Here is a 13,537-nt window from a genome sequence, read left to right as displayed (position 1 = left end):
ACGGCGGTGCCCCGCGCTGTCAGGAGGCGCTCAGCCGACCGGGGGTCGCGGGGCCCGCCGCTGCCTCGCGGCGGCGATCGTTCCGAAGACGAGGAACGACGTCGTCGACGCGAGGACGACGAGCAGGGGAGCGTCCCACCCGCCGCTCGTGTCGTGCGCGATGCCGAGGACGGTGGGCGCCGTCGCGGCGACCGCGTAGCCGATGCCCTGGACGGTCGCCGAGAGCCGGGAGGCGTGGGCGTCGGACTGCGAGAGCCGGACCACGAGGACGAACACCACCGTGAATCCGCCGCCCTGCGCGATGCCGCCCAGAGCGCACCACAGCGCCCAGAGGTCGGGCGCGAGCAGCAGGCCGGCGGGGACCGTGCACCAGAGCGAGCCGACGAGCGCGATGCTGCCCAGCGGCGCGAGCCGGCGGACGAGCAGCGGGACGCCGAGCGCACCCACGACGGCGGCGACCTGGAAGACGGAGGAGCTCGCTCCGGCGGTCTCGACCGAGAAGCCGTTGCGATCGACGAGGAGGCTCGGCAGCCACGCGGTCACGCCGTAGTAGGAGAACGCCTGGCTCGAGAAGCAGACCGCGAGCGCGAGCACCGTGGCGCTGCGGAAGACGCGCGGGGGAGCGGCGGCGAGGCCGGCGGGCGGCACCGGCCGGGGGACGGGCCGGAAGGCGCCGGAGGGGCCCGCGACGGCGAGCCAGCCCAGCAGCGCGAGTGCCGACAGGAGGAGCCAGGCCAGCAGGGCCCCGCGCCAGCCGAGCGCGTTCGCCAGGGGTGCCGTGCCGAGGGAGGTGACCGTCGAGCCGATGTTGAGCGCCGCCGTGTAGACGCCCGTGGTGAGGTCGACCCGCCGGGCAGGGACGTCGCGCCGGATGACGACCGGGACGACGACGTTGCCGATCGTGATGAAGACGCCGATGAGGATCGTCCCCGCGACGACCGCGACGGTGTCGCCGGCCGAGCGGACGACGGTACCCAGGGCGACTCCGAGGACCGTCGCCGTCACGGCGGCGTCCGGTCCGGCGCGCCGGATCACCAGGAGCGCGAGCGGAGTCGCCAGAGAGAAGCAGAGCACGGGGATGCTCGTGAGGATCCCGGCCTGACCGGAGGACAGGGCCAGATCGTCGCGGACGGCGTCGATCACCGGGGCGACCGCCACGATCGGGCCGCGGAGGACCAGGGCGACGAGCGAGACGGCGACGACGAAGAGCCAGGGGGCGCTCCGGCGCGGCGTCATCGGTGCATCGAGGAGGAAGCGGGGCGGCGCACCCGGCTCAGCTGCCGAGCTCGGCGAGGAACCCGGCGACGTTGACGAGGAACATGAGGCCACCGACGGCGATGCCCACGATGCCCGTGATCAGACCGGCGGTCGCCATGCCCCGTCCGATCCCGGTCGCCGTCGCCGCGGCCCGGCCACGGACCGCGAAGACGATGGCGAGGATCGAGGGGACGAACAGGACGTTGAACACGAGGCTGAGGATCCCCATCACGAGGCTCGCGACGGCCATCGGGTTGCGGCCGGAGGCGGCGGTGGAGTCGTACGGGTTCGCGGCGTACGGGTTCGCTCCGTACGGGGCGGCCGAGTACGGGTCCGCTCCGTACGGTGCGGACGGGACCGCCGGGTCCGTGCCGTAAGGCGCTGCCGGAGGGGTGCCGTACGCCGTTCCGGGCGAACCGGCCTGGGGCGCGCTCGGCGTGCCGTACAGCGGGGCCTGCGGAGCGGACGGGCGCGACCGGTCGGTCCAGGCCGAGCCGTCCCAGTAGAGCTCCGAGCCGATGTCGGCGGGGTGCGGGTACCATCCGGGCGCGGGAGTGCGGGGGGAGTCGTCGGACATGGGGCGATTCTAGGGCGCGCTGATCGCCTCGACGATCAGTCCTTCGGCTGCTCGATGCCCAGCGCGTTGCCGTCGGGGTCGAGGATCCAGGCCGCCCAGACGCTGCCGCGATCGGCGACGCCGTCGACGGTGCGCAGCTCGTCGCTGTCGTAGTCCTCCGGCGTCACCCCGCGCGCCGCGAGGGCCTCGAGCTCGGCGCGGAGATCCTCGACGCGCCAGGCCGCCTTCGTCTGCTCGTCCTTCGAGCCCGTCGTGCTGGCGGTGACCGTCAGGCGCGTCCCTCCCGTCGAGTAGGCGATGGCGGAGTCGGACTCCTCCAGCACCTCCAGGCCGAGGGCGTCGGCGTAGAACGCGCGCGAGGCGGCGAGGTCCTGGGAGAGGAGGACGGGGCCGATGGGTGAGTCGGAGAGCATGGCTGCGCCTTTCGTCGAGAAGCCGCACGGCGGCGGTGGGAGGAGTCCAGCCCACGCCGGATCCGGATCATCGACAAGAGGGTTGCCAGCGGCGCTGTACCGAACGCGCACCGGGGGGAGCGCTCCCCGGTGGTCCGCGCGCAGACTGTCCCGGGCGCGAGGAGGCGTGATGGACGGGCTCGATCGACGGGACGCGGCGGCACTCGCCGATCTCGTCTCGATGCTGGAAGGGCTCGTCGCGGCGGACGCCCTCGACGATCGGCAGCGGGACGCGCTCGCCCGCGGACTCGCCGCGCAGGAGTCCGACGTGCTCGGTCGGGAGCTCGACGCGCTGGCGACACGACTCCGCGCCTCGGACTGACGATCAGTCGCGGATCACGGCCCGCTCGAGGGTCGCCGCCAGGAGGACGAGCGCTCGGCCCGGAGTGGTCCCGCTCCCGGGCACGAGCATCCGCAGCCGCAGTCCGTCGACGAGCGCGAGGATCAGCTCCACGTGCTGCTCGAGCGGACCGCGCCGCAGCACGCCCTCCTCGGCGAGCAGATCGATCCAGCGCACGGTGCTCGCGCGGCTGCTCGCGTCGAGGGCGGCGACCAGAGCGCGGCCCTGCTCCGTCGAGCCCGGACCGGCGGACGCCGCGTGGAGCGCGAACCAGCCGCCCAGGGCGGGAGGGGCGTCCTCGGCCGGAAGGAACTGCCCGACGCACTCCAGCAGTCTCTCGAGCGGATCGACGCGCCGGTCGTCGATCCGCAGATCGCCGAGACCGGGGTCGAAGAGCTCCGCGACCACCGCGTCGTAGAGAGCACGCTGCGTGGGGAAGTGGTGGCGCAACGTGCTGGCCCCGATGCCCGCGCGCGCCGCGACGGCACGGACGCTCAGCGCCGCGACTCCGTGCTCGGCTGCGAGCGCCCGGGCCGCCCGGAGGATCTCCTCGCGTCGGTTCATCGGATCCTCCTCCTGATCGGTCTGTCCGCGTCCCACCCCGACACTGGCACGGTGTACCGGTACAGCGTGCCGGGCCGGTCTCGCACACCGTACCAGCGCGGAGTCGAGCCCGAGGAGCGGAGCCCGCCCGTCCGCGGGCCTGTACGGGAAACGAAGCCGCCGGGCGTTCTCCGGCTCTCTCCGCCGAGGGTTTTGCCAAGGTGGAGGGGACCCAGACGGACGCACGCGACCTGCGTCCGGGATCGGATGCATGGACACGGACCGCAGCGCGCTGCCGCTCTCCGTCGACGACGCCCTCGCGGTGGTGGCGGTCCTCGCCGTCCTCGAGGGCGCCCTCGTCTCGGACGCCCTCCCCGAGGGGGTCGAGGCCGTCCTCGTGCGCCACCTCGTGCAGAACGACCTGCTGCTCGACGGGGCCGACCGCGGCGAGCTCGTCGACGCCCTCCGCGGTCTGGACGAGCGCGTCCGGGCCGTGCTCGGCTGACGTGCGTCCGTCGCTGCCGCAGCCGGCTCCGGAACGTCCCGGCGCACACGGGCGACTAAAGTCGAGGGGTTGGCGAAGCCCTGAGGAGTGTCCGCGCGTGTCGAACGAACCGTCGAATCCGTCCGAGAACGAGTCCGTCGCGGTGGTGACCGAGGCCGGGACGGGCTTCACGCACTTCTCCGACCGGGCCGTCGTCGCGATCCGGGTCAACGGCGAGCTGAAGGACCTGGCCGCCGACGTCGTGCCGGGCGACCGCATCGAGCCGGTCCTGATCTCCTCGCCGGACGGGCTGAACATCCTCCGCCACTCCGCGGCGCACGTGCTCGCCCAGGCGGTGCAGCAGATCAACCCGGACGCGAAGCTGGGCATCGGCCCGCCCGTCACCGACGGCTTCTACTACGACTTCGACGTCGAGGAGCCCTTCACGCCCGAGGCGATGAAGGCGCTCGAGAAGGCGATGGACCGCATCGTCCGCCAGGGGCAGCGCTTCGTGCGCCGTGTGGTGACCGAGGACGAGGCCCGCGCCGAGCTGTCCGGCGAGCCCTACAAGCTGGAGCTCATCGGAATCAAGGGCGGCGGTGGTGACGAGGAGTCCGTCGAGGTCGGCGGCGCCGAGCTGACGATCTACGACAACGTCGACCCGCGCTCGGGCGAGACGGTCTGGAAGGACCTCTGCCGCGGTCCGCACCTGCCCAACACCCGCATGATCGGCAACGGCTACGCGCTCACCCGCAACGCCGCGGCCTACTGGCGCGGCTCCGAGAAGAACCCCCAGCTGCAGCGCGTCTACGGCACGGCCTGGCCGACGAAGGACGAGCTGCGCGCGCACCAGGCCCGCCTCGAGGAGGCCGCGCGCCGCGATCACCGCAAGCTCGGGCACGAGCTCGACCTGTTCTCGTTCCCGGACGAGATCGGCTCCGGTCTCGCGGTGTTCCACCCCAAGGGCGGCATCATCCGCTACGAGATCGAGCAGTACATGCGGGAGCAGCTGCTCGCGCACGACTACGAGCTCGTCTACACGCCGCACATCACCAAGGGCGACCTCTTCACCACCAGCGGGCACCTGCAGTGGTACTCCGAGGGCATGTTCCCCCCGATGCACCTCGACGAGCTGCAGGACGAGGACGGCAACGTCACCCGCCAGGGCCAGGACTACTACCTCAAGCCCATGAACTGCCCGTTCCACAACCTGATCTTCCGCTCGCGCGGCCGCAGCTACCGCGAGCTGCCCCTGCGCCTGGCCGAGTTCGGCACCGTCTACCGCTACGAGAAGAGCGGGACCCTGCAGGGCCTCACCCGCGTGCGCGGGCTCACCCAGGACGACGCGCACATCTACGTGACGCAGGAGGACGTGGCGGCGGAGCTCACCCGCAACCTCGAGTTCGTGCTCCAGGTCCTCCGCGACTACGGCCTCAACGACTTCTACCTCGAACTCTCCACCAACGAGGAGGGCAACCCGAAGTTCGTCGGCGCCCCCGAGCAGTGGGAGGCGGCCATCGAGTCGCTCCGCGCGGTCGCGGTGGAGTCGGGTCTCGAGCTGGTCCCGGATCCGGGCGGAGCCGCGTTCTACGGTCCGAAGATCTCGGTGCAGGCGCGCGACGCGATCGGCCGTACCTGGCAGATGTCGACGATCCAGCTCGACTTCAACCAGCCCGAGCGCTTCGAGCTGGAGTACACCGCGTCCGACGGCACCAAGAAGCGCCCCGTGATGATCCACCGCGCGCTGTTCGGCTCGATCGAGCGCTTCTTCGCGATCCTCACCGAGCACTACGCCGGGGCGTTCCCCGTCTGGCTCTCGCCCGTGCAGGTCGTCGGCATCCCGATCGCGGACGAGTACCTGCCCTACCTCGAGGAGGTCGTGGGCGAGCTCAAGCGTGCCGGCGTCCGCGCCGAGATCGACTACTCCAGCGACCGGATGCAGAAGAAGATCCGCAACGCCACGCTGCAGAAGGTGCCGTTCCAGATCATCGTCGGCGAGAAGGACCGCGACGCCGGCGCGGTCAGCTTCCGCTTCCGCGACGGCACCCAGGAGAACGGCATCCCCGTCGCCGACGCCGTGGCGCGCATCCGCGAGGCGATCGCGTCGAAGGCGCAGGTGTGAGCGTGGACGAGCTCGTCCCCGAGGGAGCGGAGGGGTCGGCGCACCTCGCGGGCGTCCCCGACGAGTTCCAGCGCCTGTGGACCCCGCACCGCATGGTCTACATCCAGAAGGGGCAGCCCGGAGCCGACGACTGCCCGTTCTGCGTCGCGCCCACGCTGAGCGACGAGGAGGCGCTGATCGTCGCCCGCGGCGAGCACGCGTACGTGCTGCTCAACCTCTTCCCGTACAACTCCGGCCACCTCCTCGTCTGCCCGTACCGCCACATCCCGCTGTACGACGAGGCCACCCCGGAAGAAGTGGCCGAGATCGGCGCCCTCACGCAGACCGCGATGCGCGTGATCCGCGAGGTGTCGAACAACGACGGCTTCAACCTCGGGATGAACCAGGGCGCGGTCGCCGGAGCCGGGATCGCCGCGCATCTGCACCAGCACGTGGTTCCGCGCTGGGCGACCGACGCGAACTTCTTCCCGATCATCGCCCGGACGAAGGCGCTGCCGCAGCTCCTGGGCGACGTCCGCGCGAGCATCGCCGCCGCCTGGCCCGCCGAGTAGGCGGGGTCCGCGCAGGCGGACCTCGGTAGACTGGACGGCGCTGTCGGCGGCACGTGCGGCAGCGCCTCCGACGCGAGACGCCGCCCGGCCGTCGGCCCCAGACAGAGCCCAGCCGTCGGCGGGCGACAGAGCCCAGCCGTCGGCTGGAGACACAGCAGAGAAACAGGACCCGCGATCATGACCGACACCACCACTCCCTCCTCCTCCGCCGCGTCCGAGCAGTTCGGCTCCAGCCGCGTCAAGCGCGGTCTCGCCGAGATGCTCAAGGGCGGCGTGATCATGGACGTCGTCACGGCCGAGCAGGCCCGCATCGCCGAGGACGCCGGCGCCGTCGCCGTCATGGCGCTCGAGCGCGTCCCGGCCGACATCCGCTCGCAGGGCGGAGTCGCGCGGATGAGCGACCCCGACCTGATCGACGCGATCGTCTCCTCCGTCTCGATCCCCGTCATGGCGAAGGCCCGTATCGGCCACTTCGTCGAGGCGCAGGTGCTCTCGGAGCTCGGCGTCGACTACATCGACGAGTCCGAGGTCCTCTCGCCGGCCGACTACGTGAACCACATCGACAAGTGGAAGTTCACCGTCCCCTTCGTCTGCGGAGCGACCAACCTGGGCGAGGCGCTGCGCCGCATCACCGAGGGCGCGGCGATGATCCGCTCCAAGGGGGAGGCCGGCACCGGCGACGTCTCCGAGGCCACCAAGCACATCCGCACCATCTCGGCCGAGGTGAACCGCCTCAAGGCGATGACCAAGGACGAGCTGTACGTCGCGGCCAAGGAGCTGCAGGCGCCCTACGACCTCGTCGCCGAGATCGCGCAGACCGGCAAGCTCCCGGTCGTGCTGTTCACGGCCGGTGGCGTGGCCACTCCGGCCGACGCGGCGCTCATGATGCAGCTCGGCGCCGACGGCGTCTTCGTCGGTTCCGGCATCTTCAAGTCGGGCGACCCGGCCAAGCGCGCCGCGGCGATCGTCAAGGCGACCACCTTCTACGACGACGCGAAGGTCATCGCGGAGGCGTCCCGCGGACTCGGCGAGGCGATGGTCGGCATCAACGTGTCCGACGTCCCCGCGCCGCACCGCCTCTCCGAGCGTGGCTGGTAGCACCGGGCCCCGCGTCGCGGGGGAGGGCGAGACCCGCGAGTCCCTCGAGGGGCTCCGGGTCGGCGTCCTGGCGCTCCAGGGCGACTTCCGCGAGCACGCGGCCGTGCTGCGCGAGCTCGGCGCGGAGGTGGTGCTCGTGCGCCGCCCGGCCGAGCTCGCCTCGGTCGCCGGCCTCATCATCCCCGGCGGCGAGTCGACGGTCATGGACAAGCTCTCGCGGCTCTTCGGACTCGCGGAGCCGATCGGCGAGGCGATCGCGGCGGGCCTGCCCGCCTACGGCACCTGCGCCGGCCTAATCATGCTCGCCGACCGCGTGCTCGACCGGATCGAGGGCCAGCACAGCTTCGGCGGCCTCGACGTGACCGTGCGCCGCAACGCCTTCGGCAACCAGCTCGACTCCTTCGAGACCGACCTCGACGTGCCGGTGATCGGCGACCCTCCCGTGCATGCGGTCTTCATCCGCGCGCCCATCGTGGAGGAGCTGGGGGAGCGGGCGACCGCCCTCGCCGCGATCGCGGACGGCCGGGTCGTCGCGGTCGAGCAGGGCAACCTGATGGGCACGTCGTTCCACCCGGAGATCACGGGCGACTACCGCTTCCACGAGCTGTTCCTGCGGAAGGTCGCGGCGACGCGCTTCGGAGCCTGACCGTCGCGCGGGGGTGGACCGCGTCGGTGGTGCGCGGCAGGGTAGGGCCATGCCCGAACTCCCCGAAGTGCAGGCGCTCGCGCGCGATCTCGACGGGCGGCTCGGCGGTCACGTCCTCGAGCGGCTCGACGTGTTCGCGATCTCGGCGCTCAAGACCGTCGCGATCCCTCCGTCCTCCCTTGCCGGGCAGCCGGTGCACGGAGTCGAGCGGCACGGCAAGTTCCTCGACTTCGCGGTGGGTGACGCGCACGTGCTCCTGCATCTGGCCCGCGCGGGCTGGGTGCGCTGGCGCCCCGAGCGGCCGACGGCTCCCGTGAAGCCCGGCCGCGGACCGCTCGCCGCCCGCTTCGTCCTCGAGGACGGCTCCGGGATCGACGTGACCGAGGCCGGCACGAGGAAGAGCCTCGCCCTCTCGATCGTCGCCGACCCGCGCGACGTCGACCGCGCGGCCCGGCTCGGACCCGATCCGCTGGACCCCGCCTTCACCCGCGAGATCCTCGGTGCGATCCTGGCGACCGCCGGTCGTGCCCAGCTGAAGGGCGTGCTGCGCGACCAGTCGCGGATCGCCGGCATCGGCAACGCCTACTCCGACGAGATCCTGCACGTCGCCCGCATGTCGCCGTTCAAGCCCGCTACCCTCACCGCCGAGGAGCTCGACCGCCTCTACTCGGCGCTGCGCTACACCCTCGAGGAGGCGCTCGGCCGTGCCGAGGGGCTGCACGCCGCCGACCTCAAGAAGGAGAAGAAGCTCGGCATGCGCGTGCACGGCCGGACCGGCGAGGCCTGCCCCGTCTGCGACGACACGATCCGCCAGGTGATCTTCGCCGACTCCACCCTCCAGTACTGCCCCACCTGCCAGACCAACGGGAAGCCCCTCGCGGACCGTGTTCTCTCGCGGTTGCTGAAGTAGCCGGCGCAGCCGGCTGCTTCAGCAACCGCGTCCGAGCCGGTCCTTGCCCGGCTCGGCGCGGTCGGCTTCGCGGCGTGGTCGCGCGGATGGAGCGTCCGGCGTCCGCCTAGGGCGATTCGCTGGCACGCGAATCGCCGATTCGGCTCGCGGGTGGTCGCCGATCCGGCCCCTGCCAGTCGGGACACTGCCTCCTGTTGGTCGAGCAGGCACGCAGCGCCGTATCGAGCGGAGGGGGCGCCTTCGGTGCCGGCGCGGGGCGGGGAAATGGCGGATCTTCTGAAAGACGTGGGTCTCGATACGCCCCTTCGGGGCTACTCGACCAGCAAGGAGGTCGGGATCGCTTCCAAGGATGCCCACCCTCACCGATCGTGCGGGAGCCGACGCCGCGTCCGTCCGTCCGGCATCCCACCGCCGCTGCTTCAGGGCCACACCCCCCACTGCTGGTCGAGTAGGCGCGCAGCGCCGTATCGAGACCCACCTTCCCGATCCTGCGGCAGCGTCCTGGCCCCGACGCCCGCATCGGACTCTGTCCTTCGAGCGGCAGCCCGGTCACCGCGCGAGGCGAACCGCCGATCCGCGTGCGAGCGGATCGGCGTAGCCGGACGTAGGTCGCTCCACCTGCGCGACCACTCCGGGAAGCCGACTGCGCGGAGCTGGGCAGGGACCGGCTCCGAATGGGCGCCGTCGACTGCGCGGAGCCGGTCGGGGACCGGCTCCGAGTGGGCGCCGTGATTGCGTGGAGCCGCGCGGGGTCGGCTCCCTCAAAGGCGCAGGCGAACCGGCGATCCGCGTGTCAGCGGATCGGCGTAGCCGGACGCAGGACGCTCCACCTGCGGGACCGCCTCGGGAAGCCGACTGCGCGGAGCCGGGCAGGGACCGGCTCCGAATCAGCACCGCCGGCTCCGGATTAGACTGATCCAGCTATCAGCGGCGCCTGCGGGGGTCGCATTACGACGATTTTCCGAGGGAGCACCGTGTCCGGGCATTCCAAGTGGGCCACGACCAAGCACCAGAAGGCGATCAAGGACTCGCGTCGCGCGAAGTCGTTCGCCAAGCTGATCAAGAACATCGAGGTCGCCGCCAAGATCGGCGGAGCCGACCTCTCCGGCAACCCGACGCTCGTCGACGCCGTGCAGAAGGCGAAGAAGACGTCGGTCCCGAACGACAACATCGACCGCGCGATCAAGCGCGGCGCCGGCCTCACCGGCGAGGTCATCGACTACACGACGATCATGTACGAGGCGTACGGCCCGAACGGCATCGCCCTGCTCGTCGAGTGCCTCACCGACAACAAGAACCGCGCGGCGGCCGACGTCCGCACCGCCATGACCCGCAACGGCGGCACCATGGCCGACCCGGGCAGCGTGGCCTACAACTTCGCGCGCAAGGGCGTCATCAGCGTGCCCCACGGCGAGAGCGTCACCGAGGACGACGTCCTCGGCGCGGTCCTCGACTTCGGCGTCGACGACGTCCTCGACCACGGTGAGAGCTTCGAGGTCCGAGTCGAGCCGAGCGAGCTCGTGCCGGCCCGGTCGGCGCTGCAGGAGGCGGGCATCGACTACGACTCAGCCGATGTCGAGTTCGTCGCGTCGCTCCAGGTCGAGGCCGACGCCGAGACCGCCCGCAAGGTGTTCCGGCTGATCGACGCGCTCGAGGACTCGGACGACGTGCAGAACGTCTACACGAACCTCGACATCACCGCTGCGGTGCGCGCCGAGCTCGAGAACGAGGAGTGACCCGGTGACCCCGGGTCGACGGGGAGGCGCGCGCTGATGCGCGTCCTCGGGATCGATCCGGGGCTCACCCGGTGCGGCGTCGGCATCGTCGACGTCGCCCGCGATCGGCGGGCCACTCTGGTGCACGTCAGCGTGCTGCGCACTCCCGTCGACGACCCGCTCGAGCGGCGCCTGCTGGCGCTGGGCGACGGCATCGAGGCGCTCCTCGACGAGCACCGCCCGGACGCCGTCGCGATCGAACGCGTCTTCGCGCAGAACAACGTGCGCACCGTCATGGGCATAGCCCAGATCAGCGGAGTGGCGCTCGTCGCGGCGGCCCGCCGCTCCCTCCCGGTCGGCATGCACACGCCGAGCGAGGTGAAGGCCGCGGTCACGGGCTACGGAGCCGCCGACAAGCGGCAGGTCACCGCGATGATCCAGCGCGTGCTCCGCCTGGACGCGCCTCCGACTCCGGCCGACGCGGCCGATGCGCTGGCTCTCGCGGTCTGCCACGCGTGGCGGGCTCCGCTCGCCGCCGGACCGTCGTCCGCGACGGAGGGGGAGACGCCGGCGCAGCGTGCGTGGCGCGCCGCGGAGGCCTCCACTCGAACGCCTGTTCGAGCATCTAGACTGACGCGGTGATCTCCTCCCTCCGCGGCACCGTCCTCTCCGCCCGCGGGAGTCTCGCCGTGATCGACGTCCACGGCGTCGGCTACGCGGTCAACGTGACTCCGCAGCACGCGCTCGAGATGCGCGTCGGCGACGAGACGACGGTCACGACCACGCTCATCGTCCGCGAGGACTCGCTCACGCTCTACGGCTTCCCGGACGAGGAGCAGCTCGAGATCTTCGAGCTCCTCATCGCGGTGACCGGAGTCGGGCCGAAGTCGGCTCTGGGCGTCCTCGGGGCCGTCGAGCCCGAGCGCATCGCGCAGGCGGTCGCCGACGAGGACGACGCGGTGTTCCGCAAGGTCTCGGGCATCGGCCCGAAGACGGCGAAGCTCATCATCCTGTCGCTCGCGGGCAAGCTCGCGGTCCGCCCGCGCGCCGCCCGCGGCTCGGGGCCGGGAGCGACCGCCGCGCAGAGCGTGCTGTCGGCGCTCGTCGGCCTCGGCTGGCCCGAGCGCATCGCGGCCGAGGTGGTCGACGAGATCCTCCTCGACGCCCAGGCGTCCGACGCCGCGAACGTGCAGGCTCTCCTGCGCCTCGCACTCGCCCGACTCGGGCCGGCGGCCCGCTCGTGAGCGGCGACGGACTGCTCGGGCCCGAGGTCGTCTCCGAGGCCGAGATCGCCTTCGAGGGCGCGCTGCGGCCCAAGAGCCTCAGCGAGTTCGTCGGGCAGCGCAAGGTCCGCGGGCAGCTCGAGCTCCTGCTGAAGGCCGCGGCGATGCAGGCGCGGACGCCCGACCACATCCTGCTCGCCGGTCCTCCCGGCCTCGGCAAGACCACTCTCGCGATGATCGTGGCGGAGGAGAGCTCGTCGCCGCTGCGCCTCTCGAGCGGTCCGGCGATCCAGCACGCCGGCGACCTCGCGGCCGTCCTGTCGTCACTCCTTCCCGGCGAGATCCTCTTCATCGACGAGATCCACCGCATGGCCCGCTCCGCCGAGGAGATGCTCTACCTCGCGATGGAGGACTTCCGGATCGACATCATGGTCGGCAAGGGCGCCGGAGCGACGTCGGTGCCGCTCGACCTCGCCCCGTTCACGCTCGTCGGAGCCACCACCCGGTCGGGCCTGCTCCCGAACCCCCTCCGCGACCGCTTCGGCTTCACCGCGCACCTCGAGTTCTACGCCGAGGACGAGCTGCGCCAGGTCCTCGCCCGCGCCGCCCGGCTGCTCGAGCTCGACATCGACTCGGACGCGATCGCCGAGATCGCCGGTCGCTGCCGGGGCACGCCCCGCATCGCGAACCGCCTGCTGCGGCGCGTGCGCGACTTCGCCCTCGTGCACGGCGGCCGCGCCGACGTCACGGCCGTCCGGGCCGCGCTCGATCTCTACGACGTCGATGCGCTCGGCCTCGACCGCCTCGACCGCGCCGTCATGGAGATCGTGCTGACCCGGTTCGACGGCGGGCCCGTCGGGCTCAACACCCTCGCCGTCTCGGTGGGGGAGGAGGCCGAGACCGTCGAGGCAGTGGTCGAGCCCTTCCTCGTGCGGATCGGCCTGCTGACCCGCACTCCGCGCGGCCGCGTCGCCACTCCCGCGGCCTGGCGGCATTTCGGGCTCGACCCGCGCGGGGCCGCCGGGTCCCAGCAGTCGCTCTTCGGGGATGACCTATAATCTTCAAGGCCCGACGGGCCGCTCGATCCCGCGCACCCGGCTGAGACGCCGCGCGGAGTCGCCACCCACTCCGGAAGGCTCACCCATGGATCCGACGATCATCCTGCTCGTCCTGCTGCTCGCCGTGATGATCATCTTCATGTTCCGCAACAACAAGAAGCGCCAGCGCGACGCGGAGAACATGAAGAACAACCTGGTCCCGGGGGTCGAGCTGATGACCGGCTCCGGCCTCTTCGGCACCGTCGTCTCGATCGACGACGACGCCAACAAGATCGTCATCGAGTCGACGCCCGGCACGCTGCTGACGATCCACCGCCAGGCCATCGCGCGCCTGATCGACCCGAGCGAGAACGAGGTCGCGGCCGACGAGGACGAGACCGTCGCCGTCGACGGCACCGCCCCCGCGTTCGGCGAGCGCGACGCCGCGCACCAGGCCGACCCGCTGGTCGACCCGATCGAGCGCGACCGCAAGCCCGACGCGCAGTAGTCTCCTCGGCGGGCACGGGCGCACGAGCGCCCGGCCCGCCCCTCGTTCCTCCGGGTCCGTCCCGGCACGTCATC

Annotated in this window: 16 protein-coding genes; 12 read left to right on the top strand and 4 right to left on the bottom strand. The window is 71.9% G+C overall.

Annotated elements, in window-relative coordinates; genetic code table 11:
• Positions 1-30: 30 nt before the first annotated feature.
• The 3 genes from C1I63_RS15060 to C1I63_RS15050 are packed head-to-tail and all read right to left on the bottom strand — an operon-like array spanning position 31 to position 2,247.
• A complete protein-coding gene (locus C1I63_RS15060; RefSeq protein ID WP_107575300.1) occupies positions 31-1,236 on the bottom strand; it encodes an MFS transporter in 1,206 nt (401 codons plus the stop codon).
• 37 nt (positions 1,237-1,273) lie between these two features.
• Positions 1,274-1,834, bottom strand: coding sequence for a DUF4190 domain-containing protein (locus tag C1I63_RS15055; protein ID WP_107575299.1), 561 nt, complete (start codon positions 1,832-1,834; stop codon positions 1,274-1,276).
• 35 nt (positions 1,835-1,869) lie between these two features.
• A complete protein-coding gene (locus C1I63_RS15050; RefSeq protein WP_107575298.1) occupies positions 1,870-2,247 on the bottom strand; it encodes a VOC family protein in 378 nt (125 codons plus the stop codon).
• A 169-nt stretch (positions 2,248-2,416) separates the two neighbouring features.
• On the opposite strand from C1I63_RS15050, the gene C1I63_RS15045 reads away from it, so the two are divergent.
• Positions 2,417-2,608, top strand: a complete 192-nt coding sequence (locus tag C1I63_RS15045; RefSeq protein ID WP_107575297.1) for a hypothetical protein — start codon at positions 2,417-2,419, stop codon at positions 2,606-2,608.
• 3 nt (positions 2,609-2,611) lie between these two features.
• On the opposite strand, the gene C1I63_RS15040 is transcribed toward C1I63_RS15045, so the two are convergent.
• A complete protein-coding gene (locus tag C1I63_RS15040) occupies positions 2,612-3,190 on the bottom strand; it encodes a TetR/AcrR family transcriptional regulator (RefSeq protein WP_170116397.1) in 579 nt (192 codons plus the stop codon).
• A gap of 250 nt (positions 3,191-3,440) precedes the next feature.
• On the opposite strand from C1I63_RS15040, the gene C1I63_RS15035 reads away from it, so the two are divergent.
• The 11 genes from C1I63_RS15035 (at position 3,441) to yajC (ending at position 13,463) form a co-directional block, all read left to right on the top strand.
• A complete protein-coding gene (locus C1I63_RS15035) occupies positions 3,441-3,674 on the top strand; it encodes a hypothetical protein (protein WP_055791728.1) in 234 nt (77 codons plus the stop codon).
• A 142-nt stretch (positions 3,675-3,816) separates the two neighbouring features.
• Complete coding sequence (thrS, locus tag C1I63_RS15030) at positions 3,817-5,775, top strand: threonine--tRNA ligase (RefSeq protein ID WP_107575894.1); 1,959 nt, start codon at positions 3,817-3,819, stop codon at positions 5,773-5,775.
• A gap of 2 nt (positions 5,776-5,777) precedes the next feature.
• Positions 5,778-6,326, top strand: coding sequence for an HIT family protein (locus tag C1I63_RS15025; protein WP_230670441.1), 549 nt, complete (start codon positions 5,778-5,780; stop codon positions 6,324-6,326).
• A gap of 177 nt (positions 6,327-6,503) precedes the next feature.
• Entirely contained in the window at positions 6,504-7,424 is a 921-nt protein-coding gene (gene pdxS / locus C1I63_RS15020) for a pyridoxal 5'-phosphate synthase lyase subunit PdxS (protein WP_055791734.1), read from the top strand.
• Between the two features lie 67 nt (positions 7,425-7,491).
• Positions 7,492-8,070, top strand: a complete 579-nt coding sequence (pdxT, locus tag C1I63_RS15015; protein ID WP_243591485.1) for a pyridoxal 5'-phosphate synthase glutaminase subunit PdxT — start codon at positions 7,492-7,494, stop codon at positions 8,068-8,070.
• A gap of 49 nt (positions 8,071-8,119) precedes the next feature.
• Positions 8,120-8,980, top strand: coding sequence for an Fpg/Nei family DNA glycosylase (locus C1I63_RS15010; RefSeq protein ID WP_107575294.1), 861 nt, complete (start codon positions 8,120-8,122; stop codon positions 8,978-8,980).
• A 974-nt stretch (positions 8,981-9,954) separates the two neighbouring features.
• Positions 9,955-10,716, top strand: coding sequence for a YebC/PmpR family DNA-binding transcriptional regulator (locus C1I63_RS15005; protein ID WP_107575293.1), 762 nt, complete (start codon positions 9,955-9,957; stop codon positions 10,714-10,716).
• Between the two features lie 36 nt (positions 10,717-10,752).
• Complete coding sequence (ruvC, locus tag C1I63_RS15000) at positions 10,753-11,337, top strand: crossover junction endodeoxyribonuclease RuvC (protein WP_107575292.1); 585 nt, start codon at positions 10,753-10,755, stop codon at positions 11,335-11,337.
• Positions 11,334-11,939 carry a Holliday junction branch migration protein RuvA gene (gene ruvA, locus C1I63_RS14995; RefSeq protein ID WP_056867234.1) on the top strand — a complete coding sequence of 202 codons (606 nt, stop codon included), beginning with the start codon at positions 11,334-11,336 and terminating at the stop codon, positions 11,937-11,939. The genes ruvC and ruvA overlap by 4 nt, the downstream gene beginning before the upstream one ends.
• Positions 11,936-12,976 carry a Holliday junction branch migration DNA helicase RuvB gene (gene ruvB, locus C1I63_RS14990; protein ID WP_055791747.1) on the top strand — a complete coding sequence of 347 codons (1,041 nt, stop codon included), beginning with the start codon at positions 11,936-11,938 and terminating at the stop codon, positions 12,974-12,976. Before ruvA ends, ruvB begins: the two co-directional genes overlap by 4 nt.
• Positions 12,977-13,061: 85 nt before the next feature.
• A complete protein-coding gene (yajC, locus tag C1I63_RS14985; protein ID WP_056867232.1) occupies positions 13,062-13,463 on the top strand; it encodes a preprotein translocase subunit YajC in 402 nt (133 codons plus the stop codon).
• Positions 13,464-13,537: the final 74 nt, after the last annotated feature.

Source organism: Rathayibacter caricis DSM 15933, from assembly GCF_003044275.1.
GTDB classification, from domain to species: domain Bacteria; phylum Actinomycetota; class Actinomycetes; order Actinomycetales; family Microbacteriaceae; genus Rathayibacter; species Rathayibacter caricis.
This window is presented reverse-complemented; position numbering and strand designations above follow the sequence as displayed.